The 19,856-nt window shown below is 29.3% G+C and carries 18 protein-coding genes and 2 tRNA genes; 9 read left to right on the top strand and 11 right to left on the bottom strand.

Features of this window, described 5'->3' with window-relative positions; translation table 4 throughout:
- Positions 1–167: 167 nt before the first annotated feature.
- Genes MBOVPG45_RS00100 through MBOVPG45_RS00090 form a run of 3 tightly spaced genes read right to left on the bottom strand, consistent with a single transcriptional unit; the run spans position 168 to position 4,730 of the window.
- Entirely contained in the window at positions 168–1,145 is a 978-nt protein-coding gene (locus MBOVPG45_RS00100; RefSeq protein ID WP_013456299.1) for an ABC transporter permease, read from the bottom strand.
- Positions 1,145–3,133, bottom strand: a complete 1,989-nt coding sequence (locus MBOVPG45_RS00095; RefSeq protein ID WP_013456022.1) for an ABC transporter permease — start codon at positions 3,131–3,133, stop codon at positions 1,145–1,147. Before MBOVPG45_RS00095 ends, MBOVPG45_RS00100 begins: the two co-directional genes overlap by 1 nt.
- Positions 3,126–4,730, bottom strand: a complete 1,605-nt coding sequence (locus MBOVPG45_RS00090) for an ABC transporter ATP-binding protein (protein ID WP_013456518.1) — start codon at positions 4,728–4,730, stop codon at positions 3,126–3,128. The genes MBOVPG45_RS00095 and MBOVPG45_RS00090 overlap by 8 nt, the downstream gene beginning before the upstream one ends.
- A 108-nt stretch (positions 4,731–4,838) precedes the next feature.
- Between MBOVPG45_RS00090 and MBOVPG45_RS00085 the strand changes: the two genes are divergently transcribed.
- Together MBOVPG45_RS00085 and MBOVPG45_RS00080 are read left to right on the top strand one after the other, a co-directional pair.
- On the top strand, positions 4,839–5,291 hold the full coding sequence (locus MBOVPG45_RS00085; protein WP_013456171.1) for an MAG0130/MAG3770 family membrane protein: 453 nt from the start codon (positions 4,839–4,841) through the stop codon (positions 5,289–5,291).
- A gap of 126 nt (positions 5,292–5,417) precedes the next feature.
- Positions 5,418–6,824 (top strand): BMP family ABC transporter substrate-binding protein, encoded by a 1,407-nt coding sequence (locus tag MBOVPG45_RS00080; protein ID WP_013455936.1) that lies wholly within the window; start codon positions 5,418–5,420, stop codon positions 6,822–6,824.
- 50 nt (positions 6,825–6,874) lie between these two features.
- Here the strand turns inward: MBOVPG45_RS00080 and MBOVPG45_RS00075 are convergent, their stop codons facing one another.
- Entirely contained in the window at positions 6,875–7,678 is an 804-nt protein-coding gene (locus tag MBOVPG45_RS00075) for an MAG0110 family membrane protein (protein ID WP_013456108.1), read from the bottom strand.
- Positions 7,679–7,927: 249 nt separating this feature from the next.
- Between MBOVPG45_RS00075 and MBOVPG45_RS00070 the strand changes: the two genes are divergently transcribed.
- From MBOVPG45_RS00070 to MBOVPG45_RS00040, 7 genes are all read left to right on the top strand, one after another.
- Positions 7,928–9,340, top strand: coding sequence for an IS1634-like element ISMbov2 family transposase (locus MBOVPG45_RS00070; protein WP_013456029.1), 1,413 nt, complete (start codon positions 7,928–7,930; stop codon positions 9,338–9,340).
- A 197-nt stretch (positions 9,341–9,537) separates the two neighbouring features.
- Entirely contained in the window at positions 9,538–10,539 is a 1,002-nt protein-coding gene (locus MBOVPG45_RS00065; RefSeq protein WP_013456398.1) for an LLM class flavin-dependent oxidoreductase, read from the top strand.
- The gene (locus MBOVPG45_RS00060) at positions 10,523–10,867 is read left to right on the top strand and encodes a biotin/lipoyl attachment domain-containing protein (protein ID WP_013954496.1); all 345 of its coding nucleotides are present in this window, start codon (positions 10,523–10,525) and stop codon (positions 10,865–10,867) included. The genes MBOVPG45_RS00065 and MBOVPG45_RS00060 overlap by 17 nt, the downstream gene beginning before the upstream one ends.
- Before the next feature lies 1 nt (position 10,868).
- On the top strand, positions 10,869–11,738 hold the full coding sequence (locus tag MBOVPG45_RS00055) for an SIR2 family NAD-dependent protein deacylase (RefSeq protein WP_013456410.1): 870 nt from the start codon (positions 10,869–10,871) through the stop codon (positions 11,736–11,738).
- Positions 11,716–12,753: a lipoate--protein ligase gene (gene lplA, locus MBOVPG45_RS00050; protein ID WP_013456070.1), complete on the top strand. Its 1,038-nt coding sequence runs from the start codon at positions 11,716–11,718 to the stop codon at positions 12,751–12,753. Before MBOVPG45_RS00055 ends, lplA (MBOVPG45_RS00050) begins: the two co-directional genes overlap by 23 nt.
- A 69-nt stretch (positions 12,754–12,822) precedes the next feature.
- On the top strand, positions 12,823–13,869 hold the full coding sequence (gene lplA, locus MBOVPG45_RS00045) for a lipoate--protein ligase (protein ID WP_013456536.1): 1,047 nt from the start codon (positions 12,823–12,825) through the stop codon (positions 13,867–13,869).
- Entirely contained in the window at positions 13,862–15,043 is a 1,182-nt protein-coding gene (locus MBOVPG45_RS00040) for an NADH-dependent flavin oxidoreductase (RefSeq protein WP_013456217.1), read from the top strand. Before lplA (MBOVPG45_RS00045) ends, MBOVPG45_RS00040 begins: the two co-directional genes overlap by 8 nt.
- A gap of 51 nt (positions 15,044–15,094) precedes the next feature.
- Here MBOVPG45_RS00040 and MBOVPG45_RS00035 read toward each other — a convergent pair whose 3' ends face one another.
- From MBOVPG45_RS00035 to dnaA, 7 genes are all read right to left on the bottom strand, one after another.
- Entirely contained in the window at positions 15,095–15,886 is a 792-nt protein-coding gene (locus MBOVPG45_RS00035) for an alpha/beta fold hydrolase (RefSeq protein ID WP_013455946.1), read from the bottom strand.
- A gap of 1 nt (position 15,887) precedes the next feature.
- Positions 15,888–16,673, bottom strand: a complete 786-nt coding sequence (locus MBOVPG45_RS00030) for an alpha/beta fold hydrolase (RefSeq protein ID WP_013456315.1) — start codon at positions 16,671–16,673, stop codon at positions 15,888–15,890.
- Positions 16,674–16,749: 76 nt separating this feature from the next.
- A tRNA-Gln gene (locus tag MBOVPG45_RS00025) sits at positions 16,750–16,824 on the bottom strand.
- A gap of 4 nt (positions 16,825–16,828) precedes the next feature.
- Positions 16,829–16,912: transfer RNA gene (locus MBOVPG45_RS00020), tRNA-Tyr, on the bottom strand.
- Positions 16,913–16,974: 62 nt separating this feature from the next.
- Complete coding sequence (locus tag MBOVPG45_RS00015; RefSeq protein ID WP_013456412.1) at positions 16,975–17,202, bottom strand: RNA-binding S4 domain-containing protein; 228 nt, start codon at positions 17,200–17,202, stop codon at positions 16,975–16,977.
- Between the two features lie 2 nt (positions 17,203–17,204).
- Positions 17,205–18,314, bottom strand: coding sequence for a DNA polymerase III subunit beta (locus MBOVPG45_RS00010; protein ID WP_013456452.1), 1,110 nt, complete (start codon positions 18,312–18,314; stop codon positions 17,205–17,207).
- A 133-nt stretch (positions 18,315–18,447) separates the two neighbouring features.
- Complete coding sequence (gene dnaA, locus MBOVPG45_RS00005; protein ID WP_013456605.1) at positions 18,448–19,848, bottom strand: chromosomal replication initiator protein DnaA; 1,401 nt, start codon at positions 19,846–19,848, stop codon at positions 18,448–18,450.
- Positions 19,849–19,856: the final 8 nt, after the last annotated feature.

Raw genomic sequence — 19,856 nt, 5'->3', positions numbered from 1 at the left:
CATTTTTGGCCATTTGTGTCTGTAAAACAGACCTATTAGCATTATTGGCTTTTAAAGAAAACTATGTTGTCTTGTTATCAGAATGTGGGCTTATTGCCTGTTTTACAGGCTTAAAAGCAATAAATAAAATCAGCTAGCAAAAAGCTAGGCTGATAATATTTTGTTACTTATCTCTTGGACTTATCATAGTTTATACCTGAAGCTGCAGGGCCAGGAGACAGTTTACTAAATGCCATAATCGAGATAAGCGTTAAGACATATGGAATTGCTTTAATTAGTTCTCCAATTTTTTGAACTCTATCATTAGTTTCAGTCGATACAATATTAGCAAATTCTACGCCAAGTAGTCATGCACCTATTTGTTGGAAGAAACCAAAGAATAAGGCACAAACTGGAACAATTAATACATTTCAGTGAGACATTATCATAATAGCTAATGCAAGGAAACCAAATCCGTTAGTTTGTCCAGAAAATGGTAGTTTTTGAGCAAACACACCACCAGCCATTCCGGCTATACAACCTGAAATAACAATGCCCATTCATTTGTATTTATAAACATTTATTCCGGCTACGTCAACAGCTTGTGGGTTCTCGCCAACAGCTTTGAAACGAAGCCCTCATTTTGTTTTGTTTAAAGCAAATCATGAAATAACTACAACTGATATTAAAAGGAATAGTTTAAAACTTAAAATGTTTCCAAATTCATTATAATTTGTGCTTAATGCAAGTTCACGCACAGTGTGATCAATTTGCTTTTGTGCATTACCTAAAAGTGAAGGATTCATAATAGCAGCACAAATACCTACAGATAAAAGGTTTAATGCAACCCCTGTTATTGTGTGCTCAGCTTTTAATTTTATTGTTGATAAACCTAGCAATAATGAGAATAATGAACCAAATAGAGCAGCAAAGATTAATGAAATAATCTCTATACCCGGTGCATCAATATTTGCTCCTGTTATTCTTCCACCACTAGTTAAAAGCGCTGAAATAATGCAATATCCTAAGGCCCCCATTGACATAGTACCTTCAATTGCAATATTTACAGTTCCTGATCTTTCAGCAAATATTCCAGCAATAGCAGCTAGGCCAAGGACGCAAGCGAAAAATAATGTTTCATTAGTTATAAACGCTATATTTTCCATTATTCACCTCCTGTCGCGAAGCTTTCTATTAGTTTAACTTTTTCTTTATATGCAAAAAATAGATCTTGATTTATTGTCTTGATTGGATTTTCGCTGTTTGAATTGTCGACTGTTTCAATTCCTTTGTATGAAGCTAATATGTCTTTTCTATAAATTGCATAATCCGATTTAATCTTTGCTAATTCTTCATTTAGCTTGTTTAATTCAGATGTTAATTTTGCAACTAATTCATTATTTGATTCAGATTTTGCTTTTTTGAGTTCTAACTTATGATTTTTAATCATTTGTTTTTTATCTTCATAAAGATAAAATAGCTCGTTTTTAAATTGATCTAAATTATGTTCTTTCACTATTTTATAGTGCTTTTGGTCATATGTTTCTCTTAAAAAGATTAGTCTTGATTCAATTAGTAGATAGTTATCTAATAAGTCTTCTTGAATTTTGTTAAGTTCAACTTTAAGTTGTGTTAACTTAACATTTTTAAGGTTTTTAATATCTTTTTTATCAAAATAGCCATATGTAGCCAACTCTTGATTAAGAACAGATTTTTGTTTTGCTAGTGCTTGGAAAATCTTTTCAATGTCATGATTTGAAAGTTTGGTTTGTGATTTTTTATCAGTTCCCAGTTTAACCTTGATTAACACTTCATTTTCAAGAGCCTTTATTTTAGATTTAATTTCATTGTATTTTGGTTTGTTCTTTTGGTAAACTAATTTCGCTTCATCAAGTAATTTTTTGGTATTTTCCTTAACTGTTTTTACTTTTTCTTTATATGTTGCATAGTGACCTTTATATACTTTTTGGGTCAGCAATGCTATCCACATCCTAAACTTGCGAATAGGTTTAAAATTAGTGAACATAACAGCTAGTGCTGATGTGAAAATAATAACACCAACAACTAAGTCAATTCCTCCCTCTTTAACGCCACTAGTTGAGTAATAACCAATTAACTCAATTCTAGAAAACTCTAGCATTGTGTAGAAAACCGATGAGAAAAGTATTCCTATTGGGGAGTTAATTCCTATTAAAGATATGGCTATAGTGTCAAATCCTAGTGGTAGTGGACTGGAAAGAGCAACAACATCATATTGTTTGGCTTTATAAACAAAATGTATGAAACCAGCTAGCCCGGCGAGTGCCCCAGAAAAGCCCAATGATAAAACTGTTGTTAACTTTTGATTAACGCCTGCATATGAACTAGCGTCCTTGTTTAGTCCATTCATTTTGATTTTGTATCCCAATGATGTAAATGCAAAGATCATATATAGTGTTAGCGCAACAAATGCAACTAAAACTATTCCTAATATTCAAAATGAATCTTTATCAAAAAGTCCACCAGTTATAGTTATTGTTGCTGATCCGGTTGGACTATTAGCGAACACAAAATCATTATTAAATGGCGATTTTGATCCAAATATAAAGCTTCCGATATAAACAGCAACTCAGTTGAGCAAAATTGTAGAAACAACTTCGTGTATATTAAAAAACGCTTTACATAATCCTGCTATTGCAGCATATAAAAATCCTATTACAATAGATAAAAGCATTATTGCAAATACTAAGCCTTGGCTTTTTATAACTCCAGTAGCATCAATTACATTGCTTTTATTGATAAGCGCAAAACAAATAACACCTGATAGTGACATTTGTCCAGCTACCCCAATGTTGAATAGCCCTGTTTTAAAAGAGAATCCGACACCTATAGATGCTAATGAGTAAATAATAAATATATATACTCAGTCTATGTTTCCTTTATTTGTTGTTGCTTTAACAACTTGCGTAAAAAACTCAAAAGGGTTGGTTTGGAAAAATAGTAAAAGCACAACGCTAGATACGAATATACCAAAAACAACCGATCAAATAGAGTTATAGGCTTTTCTTCTAGTTGATACTGCGCTATCGGCATTAACGCCTTTTTTGACTTTGCTTCAGAAGTTTTTGAAGAATGAAAGAACAGGGTTTGTTGTTTTTTCAGCAGTACTATTCATCGCCTTCTCCTTTCAATTCTTCATCTTTGTTTGATGCGGCCATCAATAAACCTATTTCAGTTCTACTAAACTGTGAAGCAGGTTTAAGATCTAAAATTCTTCCGTCATTAATAACAGCAATTGTGTCTGCTAATGCTAGAATTTCATCTAACTCATATGAAATTAGCAATATAGCCTTACCCGCTTGTTTTTCTAAAAGAATTTTTTTATGAATTAAATCAATAGCGCCGACATCAAGCCCTCTGGTTGGTTGAACTATTACAAGCAGATTGTGCTCTGTGGTCATTTCTCTACCGACAATCGCTTTTTGTTGGTTACCACCAGAAAGCGATCTGGCTAAAGAGTTTCCGTGGTTTGTTCCTCTAACATCAAAATTTGTGACAATACTTTGGAACAATTCTTCTTTTTTATTGGCTTTAATGAAGCCAAGTGGGGCATAGTATTTATCATTTATTAGTCTTAGTATTGAATTGTCTCTAATACTAAAGTCCAAAACTAATCCATGCTTGTGTCTGTCGCCTGGCACAATATTAATTTTTGCAAATCTGTTTTTCTTATCAACACTCCAGTGTGTAATGTTGAATTCTTGAACAGACTTTGGATTATTTGGATCGTAATCAAAGTTTTTAACTTTTATTTCACCATGAATAGGTTTTAATAATCCAGCTAAAACATATTCTAGTGTTTCTTGTCCGTTTCCTTCAACTCCAGCGATTGCTAAAATTTCTCCAGGGCGCACTTTAAACGAAACGTTTTTCAGTGAAACAGAGTCTCTGCTTTTCTTTGTAGAAACATTGTTAAATGAAATAAATTCAGATTTATCGTAACCTTCAAAAAATGCTGTGTTTTTTGTTTCAACAACCTTTTGTCCAACCATAGCCTCAGCTAACTGTGGAATAGAGGTTTTGGATACATCATATGTTCCAATTACCTTTCCTTTTCTTAAAACAGTTGCTTCGTCAGCTACCTGTTTAACTTCATTGAGTTTATGGGAAATAAAGATAATTGTTTTGCCATTTTCCTTGAATACTTGCATTGTTTTTAGCAAACCTTGGATTTCTTGGTCGGTTAAAACAGCAGTAGGTTCGTCAAAAATTAAGATTTCAGCATCGCGATAAAGCATCTTCATAATCTCAACTTTTTGCTGAGTCGCAACTGTTGCTTTAGATGTTTTTTGGTTTAAACTAAAGTGTAAATCATAAAGCTCTTGGATACTTTTAATCTTGGCTTTAGCTAACTTAAGATCTAAAGTTCCTAAAGAGTGTTGATATGTGAACTCTGAACCCATAATCACATTTTGTAAATTAGTATAGGCAGCAACCAATTTAAAGTGTTGGTGAACCATACCTATTCCAATTTCATTAGCTTGATTTGGGTTTTTAACAATAACTGATTTACCATTAATTTTGACAGACCCTTCAGTTGGTTCATACAAACCAAACAAAATTGAAGTTAGAGTACTTTTCCCAGCTCCATTTTCGCCAATAAGTGCATGAATTGTTCCTTTTTTAACTTTAAAAGTCACGTCATCATTAGCCCTTATACCAACAAAATCCTTAGTCACATGCTCAAATTCAACGGCATAATTGTGTTCCATAAAACCCCCTTTCTTGTATAAAATATATTAAGTAAATATGCTTTAATTATATATAAATTAGGCTATATTAACTTGTGAATATGAAATTCAGAACATTGAAGGTAGCTTATGAGTAAAAATATAATGATTATGAATATTGAAGCTAAAAAACTAGAAAAAATTGCTTCATATGATGAGGACAGAAAATTTAAGTTAATAGTAGTTCTTTTTTTAGGTTTTGTATCTATCTTAATGTTTTTTATGACATTGTTAGCGATTGTCTACTTTAGACAAAAAGCTCAATTTATTGCTTTCACCGTAATAGCATCATTGAGTTTTTTATCTTTAATTCTTATAATTAACCCTTTTTTGTCACTTTTAAAGTTAAGCAAATGAACAAATTTCTTATTAAAAAAGAAAGACGGAGAAAAATTGTGAAATGAGCACCGTCAAGGAAACTTGTCAATCAAATTTAACTTATTTATAGGGGCTTTGGTTTTTAATATTTTAAATAAAGGTAAAACTAAAATTTCCCAAAATGAAAGAAAAACGATAGAAACGACTTTGTTTTTTCAGCAATAAATTTGGCTTTTTCACACTGCTATTAGTAATATTAAATTTAATATAATATTGTTAGTTCTAAACTATATTGAAATTTTGATAAATTTTGATTCATTAGAACTTAATATATTTGAATTAGGGATCAATATGAAAAAAAACAAATTCTATCTATTTTTAGGAGCCGCTCCTGTTCTATCAGTGCCATTGGTTGCTGCTTCATGTGGTGATAAATACTTTAAAGAAACTGAAGTTGATGGAGTGAAAACTGTTACAACACTTTCACACATCGTGTCTCGTAAAGGATTAAAACTAAGAGATGGTTTAACCGTTGATAATGCACCAAGGGCAGCATTTATAACTGATGAAGGATCTGTGCATGATGAATCATTCAATCAATCTGGTTGAGAAGCAGTTCATAAAATTTCATATGAACTTGGATTAGATAAGGCGCAAGTTAGTGGTAATAAAAACTTAAGAAATAAAGTTTACGAACCTAAAAAGGGTGAATTAGCATCTTCATACAAAAACGCTATTGATAGTAGTTTTAGATACATTGTTCTTTGTGGATTTACTCACAAAGCAGCGCTTTATGGTTTAGAACCAGAATACATTAAAAAGATTAAAGATAATAATATTGTCTTTATTACTGTTGACTTTGATATCCAACAAGATGCAAGCACTGGCGAACCTGCAGCAAAAGCATTTGTTGACAAAATTGGTCAAGGACGCTTAATTCCTGTAATATTTGACACTAAACAAGCTGCATATATTGCTGGTCGTGCTCTTGCTGACTACTTCTCAAAAATTTACAAGGATAATCCTGAAAAACGTACAATAGGTGCCTTCGGTGGTATTCCTTGACCAGCAGTTTCTGACTTTATAGCTGGTACATTCCAAGGTATTATTGACTGAAATAAAGAACACCCAGAAGCTAAGACTAAATCATTAAATAACACAATTGAATTAAAAACATCATTTACTTCTGGTGAACCCGTTGCAGTTGCTGCTATTAACTCAGTAATTAAGGCCACAGCTTCATATCCAGTTGCAGGATCATTATCTTCTGACACAGCTAAAGAAATTAAGAAGTTAGGCGATAAAAACAAATTCATTATTGGTGTTGACGCTGACCAAAAGAATGCATTAAAGGGTCATAGAATATTTACATCAGTTATGAAATTAATTGGTCAAGCTGTTTATAACGTTTTAGCTGACTTATACTCTCAAGGTGAAAATAGTCTATCGCTTCAACCAGGCTTTGAAATTGGTAAAAAAAATGGTGAGGCTAAAGTATTTGGTTATGGTGAAAATGAAGCAAGCAAATATGTAGGTGTTGCAACTTCAGGATTATTAGACTCAAAGAATGATGAGATTGCTAATAAAGCATTGGAAGAAGCTACTAAATACTACGAAAGTAAAAAAGCGGAAATTCAAAAAACTTTATCAGGTCAATTGGAAGAAGCTAAAAAAGCTTTAGGTACAAAATGACCAGACCAACCTGCTGACCAATTTGGGAAAATGATTAACTGATTGGCTAAAGAAACACAAAAATAGGCTACTAAAATTAAAAACCAAGACATTTAATCGTGTCCTGGTTTTTTGTTCTAGTTTTTAGCTAATCTAATAAGTTTTACTAAGTAAATTAAAGCTCATAAGTAGTCGTATGCTAATTTGAAGCCAAAATATATTGTTAACTTCATAAATTCTTTTTTAGTTGCTTCATTACTTACTGTAGCATTAAATGCTTTGTTGTATCTGCTAATTAGTCATCAATCAATAGCCATATAACAAACCATTAAAGCAAAGCCAAATGCAGGAATTAATGAATAAAGTCATGAGCTAAAAATGAAAGAGCTTATTATTCAAATAAATAAAAAACTTATGAATATAAATATTGTTAATGCATATGCTATTTTAATTTTAATCAAATCAAAGTAGGCTAATATTGCCATAATAGCCATAATAACAATTGGGGCAATTATGACACCAAAAGTTTGAGCAAGAGGTAAGTTTATATTTTGTGCACCTTTAGCAAACGTTTCTAATAATTCAACAATTGCAAATGATAGTACAACAATTCCAAACAGAACCATGCTTAATGTTATTATGACAAGCTGCGTCCAAAAGCTCATTCTTGGGCCTACAATAAATTCAACAAAAATAAATATTATTAACAAGAACGAAAGCCCTAGTGCTAAAAAGATGTTTTGCTTCATAAATACTAGTGCATGGCTAAAAAATACAAGCATTACAATAGCGCTAATAAATGCGACAAATGTAGAATATGAAAATCAACCAACTGAAGCACCTAGAAAAGCATTTTTTCTGCTTACTACTGATGTGGCTCTATTGAATCTGTTGAATTCATTTTGACTACTTTTTTGATTTTCTATCAATCTATTTTCCATGATTTGTATTATACATTAAAAAATTCCCAATTTTGGACACTATATAATTTTAATAATTTACTAAAAAATTCTTATTTTTGTCCATTAAATACATTAAATTATCTAAATAATTAAATTTTCTTAAATTTAGAGCTAAAAAAGCTCTATTTTTTGTTCAATTTCATTAAAGAAAAGTTTAAAAAATTAAAAATAGGTGGTAAAATAAATATACATGTATAGTGTTTAACACATAAAAAAGGAGATATAAAAATGGCCATTCCTAAAGACATATTAAAAATTCCAAGACCATCTAGTACCAGAGTAAAAGCAACCTCAAAAGAAGGTATTTATAATGTTATACAAAGAACATCAATAAGAAAAAATGAAAAAATTATTCCTGTTGAAAAAGGAGTGATTGGAAAGATTATTAATGGTGTTTTTCAAAGCATAGAAAAGCAAACATATGAAGTAGATATTAAATCATATGGTTTATTTGCGCTAAATGAAAAATTAAACAATCATATCTTTAGAGAACTTTTAAATTTTTATGATTTTGAAGATGCTAGAAAATTATATGTTATAGCCTCTTTAAGAACTATGTTTTCAGATATTAAAAACGAACATTTAAAACATGAGTATGATACAAATTTTATTTCTGAAATATACCCAAAATGTGCACTATCACCAAACACTATCTCAAGTTTTTTAGAGAAAATAGGTAAATCTAGTTCGAAGATGGAAGACTTTATGAATAAAAGATTAGAAGAGTTTTCAAACCACTCAATAGTTATTGATGGTATGTTGAAAAACAATACATCAGAAACTAACATTTTCTCTGAAATGTCTAGAAAGTCTAGAACTAAAGGCGCTCAAAACTTAAACCTTATTTATGCTTATGATATTAATGCACAAGAACCTGTTGCAAGTTCTGTTTACCCAGGAAATATGCTAGATTACACTGCTTTTAGAGACTTTTTAAGAACTTATAAGATTAAAAATGGATTCTTAATTCTTGATAGAGGATTTGATGATAAAGAATGTAAAAACTTAATGAGAGAAAAAAATATTAAATATTTAATGCCTATAAAAATAAATCATACTTTTAAAAAATTTAATTTAAAATCTGGATTTAATTTCACTTTTACCTATGATGACGACACGATAAGAGCAAAGAAAATTATCATCAACAACAAATATTATCTTTGTTATAAATCAACCCTAACTGAAATGGTAGAAAAGAAAAATTTCATAAGTCGTGCACACAAAAAAGGTGCGTATGATGAAATTAAATTACTAGAAAGAGAAAATCTTTTTGGATTAATAATTTTTGAGTGTAATTATGATTTGGACTTAAAAGATATTTATGTCGCATATAAAAAGAGATGAGAAATTGAATTGCTTTTTAAACAGTTTAAAAATGTGCTTGAACAAAACGAAGCAAATGTTCAAGGAAACTATAGATTATTAGCAACTGAATTTATTAACTTTTTATCTTCAATTATGCTTTGCAGAATAAAAAACCACCTCTTAAATAGTGGCGTTCTTGACAATAGAACAATTAGTGAAACTTTTAGATATTTATCGAAAATAATCAAGAAGAGAAAGTCTAGAAAAAGAGAAGAATGAGATGATGTTGAAACATTAAAATATATTAAAGAATTGAAGTCTATTTTAAAAATATAGTGTCCAAAATTGGGAATTTTTTAATACATATAAATTAAAGTATGTTATCTTTCAATTTAAATGTAAATTTACGCTTTATGAACTTTAGAAATATACTCAAAAAAGTAATTAATAAATTTTGCTTTTGATTGTTTTATTAAATATGCTAAATTTTCCAAAAGCTCTATTTTATGTATCTTTAGTTTTATAATTAAACTATGAAGATAAGCATTCTTGATCATGGATTATTAACTATCCAAAATAATTATTTAAAGGCATATAATGAAGTTATTGAACTTTGTCAATATGCAAAAGATTTAGGTTTTTACTCATTTTGGATTAGTGAACAACACAATGTGAACTCATTAGTTATTTCTAGTCCGCTTATTCTTCTTAATCATTTAGCTAATAAAGTTGGCAAAATTAAATTAGGTTGTGGCGGAATTATGCTTGCTAATTACCAAGCCTATAGTGTGGCAGAACAAATTCAGACACTTAATTTGTTACATCCCGATCGCTTTATTTATGGATTTGGCTCAAATATAGGCACAAAAGAAACAATTGAATTACTGAGGCCTTCGCTGACTTCTGAAGAATTTCAACAAAAGCTTTTGGATGTGGATAATTACATTAACGGCAAAAATTCTGTTTTTTTAAGAGTTAATCCAAATATTAGCCAAAAAATTGTGCCGGTGATGCTTGTTACATCAGAACAGAGCGCAATATTTGCTGCTAAGAACAAATTTGTAATAAACTATGGATGATTTTTAAATCCATCAATAATTTATGCAGAAACAGTAATTAATTCATACTTTGAAGCCTATAAAACAGCTTGAAATGAAAACCCATCAGATATTGGAATTAGTGTAAATATTGTGAGTGGAATAAATTCTGCAAGTGCATCTAAAAATCACGATTTGCTTGCATTTTACCGTTCTTTTGCAAATCCTAATGAGTTTTCTTTCTTTCCAACCTTCAAGGATTTCAATTTATTTAATTTTGATGATGAACAAAGAAAAAACTTTGTGCGCTTACGTAAAAGCATTTTTAATGTTTATGATGAAAAAGATATGAATCGGCTTAATAAATTATGTTTAGATTTGAAAGTAAATCATTTGATGATTTTGCCAACTTTAGCAGATATAAATGAACGTAAAATAGCTATCAAGAATGTTGCAGATTTTTATTTTAAAAGGAGCAAGAATGAAAAAAGTTGTTAAATATTTAGTTGTTGAAAAATTAGAAGGAAAAGAACAATACTACTTAAGATTTACGCCTGAAATGCAAGATGACATAGGAACAATTGGTTTTATTCAATATAAAAATACTGATAAAAAAGTTCTACACAAAGATGACATTTTCTTAAACTTGGAAGCTTCTAAAGCTATTTTGACTCTTAAAATGCCTTTCGATGCCTCTGTTGTTGAAATTAATAAGGATGCAATGGCAAATCCAAAATTACTAAGTTCTCCAAATGAAAATGAAAACTGAGTAATGATTTTAAGTGATATAGATCCTAAAACTTTAGAACAACTAGAAGATTTTTAATATGTTGAAATTAAATTCTACTAAAGAACTAGATGCATTAATTAATGAGGCTGATGCAATTGTTATTGGTATTGGCTCAGGAATGACTAGTGCAGACGGCATAGGTTACAGTGGAACTAGATTTGTCGAAAATTTTAAAGATTTTATTGATGAATTTAAATTCTTAGATATGTTACAAGCCAGTGTATATCATTTTGATGATATACAGAATTATTGAGCGTTTCACTCAAGATTTATGAAGCTTAATTACTTTGACCAGCCAGCAAGCGAAAGTTTCTTAAAACTAAAGGAATATTTAAAGGGCAAGAGCTATCACATAATTACTACTAACAGTGATAATTCTTTAGAAGCAGCTGATTTTGATGCTGAAAAGATTTTTTATATTCAAGGTAAATACAACCTGCTTCAATGTTCAAGGATGTGTCATAATACGCTTTATTCAAATGATAAAGTTGTTTATGAAATGATTGAGAAGCAAAAAAATATGAAAGTTCCTTTAGAAATTATTCCACGCTGTCCAAAATGCAATGATTTTTTGGAAGTAAACAAAAGACTTAAAGGAAAAGGAATGGTTGAAGACGCACGCTTTTTTGAAGAGAAGAAAATGTATGAAGACTTTATTTATAGACATAAAGGTCAAAAAATTCTTTTCTGAGAAATAGGCGTTGGCTACTCAACACCAACATTAATTAAGTTTCCTTTTTGAGAAATGACTAAAGAATATTTAAGCTCAAAATACATTGCTATGAACAATAAATCATACAGAACGCCTTTAGAAATAAGACAAAGAACCTATGTTTGAACAGATGACATAAAAGATACAATTAATAAATTATTAGAGGTTAAAAATGATATTAGTAGAACCAATTAGAAATGGTAAATATGTTAAGGATGGCGCATACTGACTAGCTATTCAAATTTGAGCAATGAACCATTTAAGATTAAATGAAAAAATTGTTTTTCCAGGTATAGCTGCTCCACATATTCAATTAGGATATTTCCAAAATCCTGAAGTTGAAGTTAACTTTAAATATTTAAAAGAACATAATTTAGAAGTTGTTCGTCGTAACACAGGTGGTGGTGCTATTTATATTGATGACAATTCTGTTAATGTTTGTTATTTAATTCCATATGACGAAAAGGACAATATTTTAGGGAACTATGACAAATTTTATGAACCAACAATCAAAATGTTGAAAGAATTAGGTGCTAAAAATGTTGTTCAATCAGGTAAAAATGACTTAACAATTGATGGAAAAAAGGTAAGTGGAGCTGCCATGATGCTAAATGGAGATGTAATTTATGGCGGAAACTCACTTTTATATAAAGTTGACTATGATGCAATGGTTGATTCATTGAATCCTAACCGTAAAAAAATCGAAGCTAAAGGAGTTAAATCAATAAGACAAAGAGTTGCGCCTTTAAGCAATTACTTTGATGAACAATACCGCAATTTAGATATTTTTGAATTCAAAGACCTAGTTATTAAAAAATTATTTGGTGTTGATGACTTAAGCAAAGTTAAACGTTATGAATTAACAGAACAGGACTGAGCACAGGTAGATGAATTAGTTAATACAAAATATAAAAACTGAGATTGAAACTATGGATTAAGTCCTAGATATGAATATAACCGTGACGCCCGTTTAGCTATTGGTACAATTAACTTCTCGCTTGCAGTTGAAGGCCAAAGAATTGAAAAAATCAAAATAAGTGGGGACTTCTTTGCTAAAAAAGATATTACAGAATTAGAAAAGGCTTTAGTTGGCACAAAAATGACTTTTGATGATTTGGTTAAAGCTTTTAAAGATGCTGATATACAAAGCTACTTCTTTAATGAGATAAGCCCAGAAGAAGTTTCAAAAATAATTTTAGATGAAGAATAAGAACAGTATTGATTTATGTTTTATTCATAAATCAATATTTTTAAATATGACTGTTTTATAGGGGTATATATGATTTTAATTGAGCCAATTAGAAATGGTAAATACATAAAAGATGGAGCTTATTATCTAGCTACTCAAATATGAGCACTAAGTCATCTAAAATTTGATGAAATTGTTGCTTTCCCTGCTGTTTTAGATCCTTATGTTCAAATAGGGTATTTTCAAAATCCAGAAGTTGAAGTCAATTTTAAATACTTAAAAGAACATAATATTCCAATTGTTCGTAGAGACACTGGTGGCGGTGCAATATATATTGACAGCAACCAAATGGGGGTTTGCTATTTAATTCCATACAAAAATAATGAAAGCATTTTAGGTAACTATGAAAAATTTTTAGAGCCGGCTATAAGAATTATTAAAGAACTAGGAGCTAAAAATGTTATTCAATCAGGCAAAAACGATCTAACTATTGATGGCTTTAAGGTAAGTGGTGCAGCTATGGCATTAATTGGTGACACAATTTATGGTGGCAATACTTATATATATAAAATTGATTATGATGCTATGTCACAAGTTCTAAGGCCTAATCGTAAGAAAATAGAAGCTAAAGGAATTAAATCAATAAGACAAAGAATTGCACAATTAAGTGACTATTTTGATGAACCATATAAAAATATGGATATTTTTGAATTTAAAGATTTAGTTGTTAAAAAATTGTTTAATGTTCAAGATTTAAGTGAAATTAAAAGATATGTTTTAACTGAGCATGATTGAGAACAAATTGATGAATTAGTTAATGCTAAATATAAAAACTGAGACTGAAACTATGGACTAAGTCCTAGATATGAATATAACCGCGACGCACGCTTAGCAATTGGTACAATTAACTTCTCACTTGCTATAGAAGGTCAAAAAATTAAGAAAATTAAAATAAGTGGAGACTTTTTTGCTAAAAAAAATATAACAGAATTAGAAAAGTCCTTGGTTGGTGTTAAGTTAGATTATGATGAATTATTAAGTGCTATAAATAAGGCAAATTTAGATGAATACTTTTTTAACAATATAAGCGCAGAAGAAGTTGTAAAAGTAATATTAGGTGAGGTAGATGATGAATAAATACTCGCCATTATTTACACCTTTTAAGCTTAAAAACTTTATTTTAAAAAATCGTTTTGTCCTCTCTCCAATGACTTTAAGTTTGGCAACTAAAGATGGAAAAGTTACCAAAGAAGAGCAAGATTATTCAGCGCGCAGGGCTGATTGTGCTCCATTACTTATTTCTGGTGGAACTTATTTTGATGAATTTGGTCAACTTTTTGAATATGGATATAGTGCTAAGAGTAATGATGATATTGAATCGTTAAAAAAATTAGCTATTGCAATGAAATCAAAAGGCAATATAGCAATTTTGCAACTGGCACATGCTGGAAAATTCTCAAAAGCAAGCTTAAAAAAGCACGGCTTTCTTTATGGGCCTTCTTATGAAAAAAACCATATTCCTATAGAACATGAAGTCTTTGAATTAAATATAGGGCAAATTAAGCAAATAATCAAAGATTATGCATCAGCTACAAAAAGAGCTATAGAAGCCGGTTTTGATGGAATTGAAATTTCAATGGCTCAAAGACTACTAATACAAACATTTTTTAGTTCTATTGTTAATAAGAGAAATGATGAATATTCTTCAAAAACTTTTGAAAACAGGTCTCGACTGTGTTTAGAAATTGTTGAAGAAATAAGAAAAGTTATTAATGAATATGCAAACAAAGACTTTGTTTTTGGATTTCGAGCAACTCCAGAAGAAACATATGGACCTGAATTAGGATATAGTGTATTAGATTTTATAGATCTTATAGAAGCCGTTATTTCTAAAGGAAAAATTGATTATTTAGCAATTGCTTCTTGAAGTCATAATATTTATCTTAATAAGGTAAGATCAGACAACCAATATAAGGGTGAACTTATTAACAAAGTTATTTATGATAAATTTAGAGAAAGACTTCCTATTATTTCATCAGGTGGGATAAACACACCTCAAAAATGCCTTGATGCATTGAAATATTCAGATTTAGTGGGATTAAGCTCTGTGTTTGTTGCTGATCCTGAGTTTGTTCAAAAAATTGAAAATAATGAAGAAGATAAAATAAACTTATCAATAAAATTTGAACAGTTAAATGAATTGGCTATTCCTGAAACATCATTTAAAGGAATAGTTGAAATGTTTGGGTTTTGTGAAACAATTCCAACTGAGTCATTAAAAACACTGAAAGAAAACTCAAAACAAAAATAAACAAAAAGCCATAAAAGGCTTTTTTATAATATTTTTGGCTTTTTTTACAATCTACGAATTCAAAAACTCTTCAACAATCTTAATAAAGTTATCTCAGTCTTCTTCAAACATCATATGTCCTGTTTTTGGCATTCATAATGCTTTTACATTTTTTACATTCTCTTTAAAATATTCCAGGCAAAGATCTCTATCAACAACGCCATCATCCTCACCTAAAATAAGCAATGCAGGTATATTAACTGATTTAAGAGCTAATTCTAATTTGTCATGAAATTCATTACTTATTAAATATTGACCCAACTTAGTAATTGTTGAATTATTAAAATCATAAGGATCAAATGTGTTTTTGACTAATCTCATTCATGATTCATTAGATGTAAACTTACTCACATCATAATATAAAGACTTAAAAAAACCTATAAACTCATCGAAATTTTTAGGAAAATAATCTCTAAGAAAAGCTTCAGTAACGTTTTGAGACGATTTGTTTGTTGGTGCTAAATAAATTAATTTTTTAAATAATTCAGGTTTTTTCTGATAAGCTAACGAAATGGTTCCTCCACCCATAGAATGACCAATTAAAATAATATTTTTTAACTTATTGTCTTCAATAAAATTAATTAATAAATCAGAATAACACTCAACAGTTGCATCATCAGCTTCTTTAATCTCGGTGTGATTATTTCCAGGGAATTGAAGAGCATAATAATTAGACTTTGTTCAATAATTCTCGAAAATTTTGAAAGAGTTTGGTGAAGAATTAAATCCGTGGCAAAAAATTATGTTTTCTTCTGAATTATTATTGTCTTTGAAAACATAATCATATTTATAAATAATACTCATGTTATTTGCCCAAAAAAGGTTCTAGTATATTAATAAATGAATTTCAGTCTTCAAGATACATCATATGCCCTGTTTTAGGGATTCAATGTATTTCTACGTTTTGAACATACTTTTTAAAATAATCAATACATTCTTGTCTTAAGATAACACCGTCTTTTTCACCAAGAATTAAAATTGTGGGAACTTTGATTATTTTTAAAGTTTCTTCAATGGCTTCAAAAACTCTCATATCTGGTGTTCCTAATTTTACAATGTCAGGGTTGTTATACAAATAGGGATCAAAATTTTCTTTTTGCTCTTTTACTCATTCAGGGTCAGACGTGAATTTAGAAATATCATAATATAATGACCGCATTAAATCTAAAAAGCCCTCATAGTCTTGAGGAAAGTAATCTTTTTTATACCTATCATATAATGCTAACGCAGGTTTGTTCATTGGAGCAATATAAACTAATTTTTTAAATAAATCAGGTCTCATTTGATAGGCTAAAGAAATTGTTCCACCTCCTAATGAGTGACCTATAAGAGTTACATTTTTTAAATTATTTTTTTCTACAAATTCAACAACTAATCTTGCAAAGCAAAACACACTAGGTTCGTCACCTTCTAAAACAGGTGTTAGATTGCTGGCAGGAAATTGTAAAGCATAGTAGTTTGACTTTGTTCAATAATTTTTAAAAATATCAAATCTATCAGCTGTTGAATTTAATCCATGACAAAAAATAATATTTTCATCTGGATTATTATTGTCTTTAAAAACAACATTATATTTGTAAATTGGTTTCATATAAAAATTATACATTTAAGACTATAAAACAAATGTATAAGAAAATAAATAAAAAATGCTCTCTTTCGAGAACATATGGCTGCCCCAGTTAGATTCGAACTAACGCGTGACGGAACCAAAACCCGTTGCCTTACCGCTTGGCTATGGGGCAAAAATGGTGGAGGGGGAGGGATTCGAACCCCCGAACCGTGAGGAAGTGGGTTACAGCCACCCGCGTTTGGCCGCTTCGCTACCCCTCCAAAAGCTATTATTAAAAAAATAGCAAAAATATTATAACATTAAAATAAAATAATGCAATTAATTAATCAAAAACAGTCTCTTTTTTTACAATAAAAATGTTTGAATTTATTATAAGCAAATCGCCGTTTTTAACCTTAGTGTTTCTTCCTTCAGGTTTTTTATTATTTATTAAAACTTTATTACTTTCTAAATAAAATTTTGCACCTCCGCCTGTTTGAATTAAACCAATTTTTTTTAGTAATTGACCAATTGTTATGGAGTCATCTTTAATATAAATTTCAGGTTTCATTTTTACCTTCTAAGTGGCGTTATTATTTGTTTTGAATTTGGATTTTCTTTAGAAAATAAAACAATGTTTTGTACCTTTTCATCAATTAAAATATATGTTTCACCTTCGGTGATCGCTATAGCTTCTTTTAAATAATTAAAATTCATATCAAAAACAAAAGGCGAACCATCTAAAACAAATTTAGTTGTCTTAACGTTTGAATCTCCTAACTCATCTAATTTTGTATAAATATTTATTTCACTATTAGATATTTTTAATTCAATTCGGTTTTGTTTATCTGATGAAGAATTAATTCAAATTTTATTTAGAAGATTATTGAATTCAGATTTTTCAATGGTTATTTTATGTTTTGTGTTTGAAATTGCTTTGTTAAACAATTGTTCAACATTATGATAGGGTAAATCAGTAATTCTTGCTGTTATTATTGTATTATCATATTCAACACCAAATTTTATAGAGTTGTAAAACATTGTTACAATTTTTGGTGCATCTGCTGGAAGTAACTCTTTAACATCTTTTGCATTAACACTAAAATCAAAATCATCTAAAATTTGATCAGTTTTGATTGAATAATAAGCTAATCTAAATGTATCAGTTGCCGCTAAACTTAGTTTATTTCCAGAACTTTTAAAATTTATACATTTGTATATTAAATTTGCACCATTACTTGCTGCAAAAGCCACATTTTTAACAGCTTTTTTAAATTCTTCTGTATTTATATTGAATTTTTTAATATTTATATTTTCGTCGATTTGAGGAAAAGAAATTAACTCGTTTAATGTAAGTGTATAAACTGAATCTTGTTGTCTAATTTCCATTTTATTGAAATATGTTTTTATTTCTATAAAACCATTTAATTTTTTGATAATACTTTTGAAATAATTTGCTTGAACTAAAAGTTCTCCGTCTTCTTCTACAATAATTTTTGAATCATCAACATTAATTTTCTTAATTATGTTAGTTATTTCATTTGAAGCTTCAAATTTAACAAAATTTTTATTTGCTGTTATTTTTATACATCTCATTCCATATAAAGAACTAATTGGATCCGAGAATCTAGATACAATCTCGATTATGTCATCTAAAAAATTTTTATTTACAATAATTTTCATTTTTTCCTTAAATAATAAATATATGTTTTGTTAATTTGTTGATAAGTATAAAAAGAATTAATTTTGCTGTTTTTTTAATCGTTTTTTTGCATTTTTGCAGAAAACATTATGTTTATAAATGTTTTTTAAAATGTTAACTTTTCTTAAAAATCTCGTTGCTTATTTCAGAAATAGTTCTCTTAAATGTTCTATCAGATTGCTCTGTTTCTTTCTCAATTTTTCTAACAGCATTAATAATGGTAGAGTGGTCTCTATTGCCAAAAAACTTCCCAATTTGTTCCAGTGATAAGTCTAATTGCTTTTTAACAATTCAAATAGCTATATGTCTAGCTAAAACCACATCTTTTCTTCTACTTTTACCTAGTATTTCAGAACGCGAAAGCTTGTAGTATTTAGCAACGTATTCAATAATAACATCTGGCGTAACTTTTTCTTTTACTTGCTGAATGTCTTTAAGAATTGAATTAACTATGGCAAGCGTATATCTTGAATTTGTTTTAACAATTTCAGAATTATAGAACCTTAGACGATTTATAGCGCCAATTAAACTTCTTATACTGTTTGCATGGTTCTTAACAATAAAAATTTTTGCGTCGTCTTCTCATAGTTCAGGCGTCATCTTGTTTATGTTAATCATATAATCTAATATTTTCAGCAAGTCTGCTTTTTGCGGTTCATCAATTGAAAGTTGTAATCCCATTGAAAGACGGCTTATCAATCTAGCATCAAATGAATTTTGTAATGAATATATAGGCCGGTCGGAACAAATTATTGTGGTTCTTTTTTGGTTTATCCTGCTGTCTAAAATATTAAAAATTAGTTCAATGGTTGCTTTTTTATTGCCTATTCCGTAACTTTGAAAGTCATCAAACATAACGATATCGGCATTGTCAAAATGATTTCTTATTTGTTTTAACTTACGTTGATCATTTTCTTGTAGAAAGTATGATATATCCCTTGTAAAAGAATTAGCATTTATGTATTTAACTGTAACATCTTTTTTAAGAAACTCATTACATATGGCGTTGAGTAAGTGTGTTTTACCTATTCCGGATTTCCCATAAATAAATATTGGATTATAGTCTTCTTCACCATCGACAATTAATTTTGCTATTCTGATGGCTTCTTTATTAAAGTTGCCTTCTACATAATTATCAAATGTTTTAGTTTTGTCGACTTCACGATTTGACAATTCAATATTTTCAATTGCCTCTTCTTTTCTTTCGCGTTTTATCTTCTTTTTTATAGCTGAATCAAGTAAAACAAAGCTAAATGTACATTTGCGTTCAAATGTTTCATCAAGAGATTTTTGTATGCTACTTTCATAAGCTTTGATCACATATTGAGAATTAGGTGTTATGTTTGTTGTTCCAATTGTTATGTGGCCTATTTTTGAAATATCTTTGATTTCAAAATTTGCAAAAAAGTTTTTATAAAGCATCTGATCGCCTAATTCTTGTCTCAGAATATCTAAAAAGGTTTCAGTGTAAGACTTTAAAGCAATTTCCTTATCATTAGTGCTATTGATATTCATATATAAAT

Source organism: Mycoplasmopsis bovis PG45, assembly GCF_000183385.1.
Taxonomy (GTDB): Bacteria; Bacillota_I; Bacilli_A; order Mycoplasmatales; family Metamycoplasmataceae; genus Mycoplasmopsis; species Mycoplasmopsis bovis.
The sequence above is the reverse complement of the archived record's forward strand: the minus strand, read 5'-3'. Positions and strand labels throughout refer to the sequence as shown.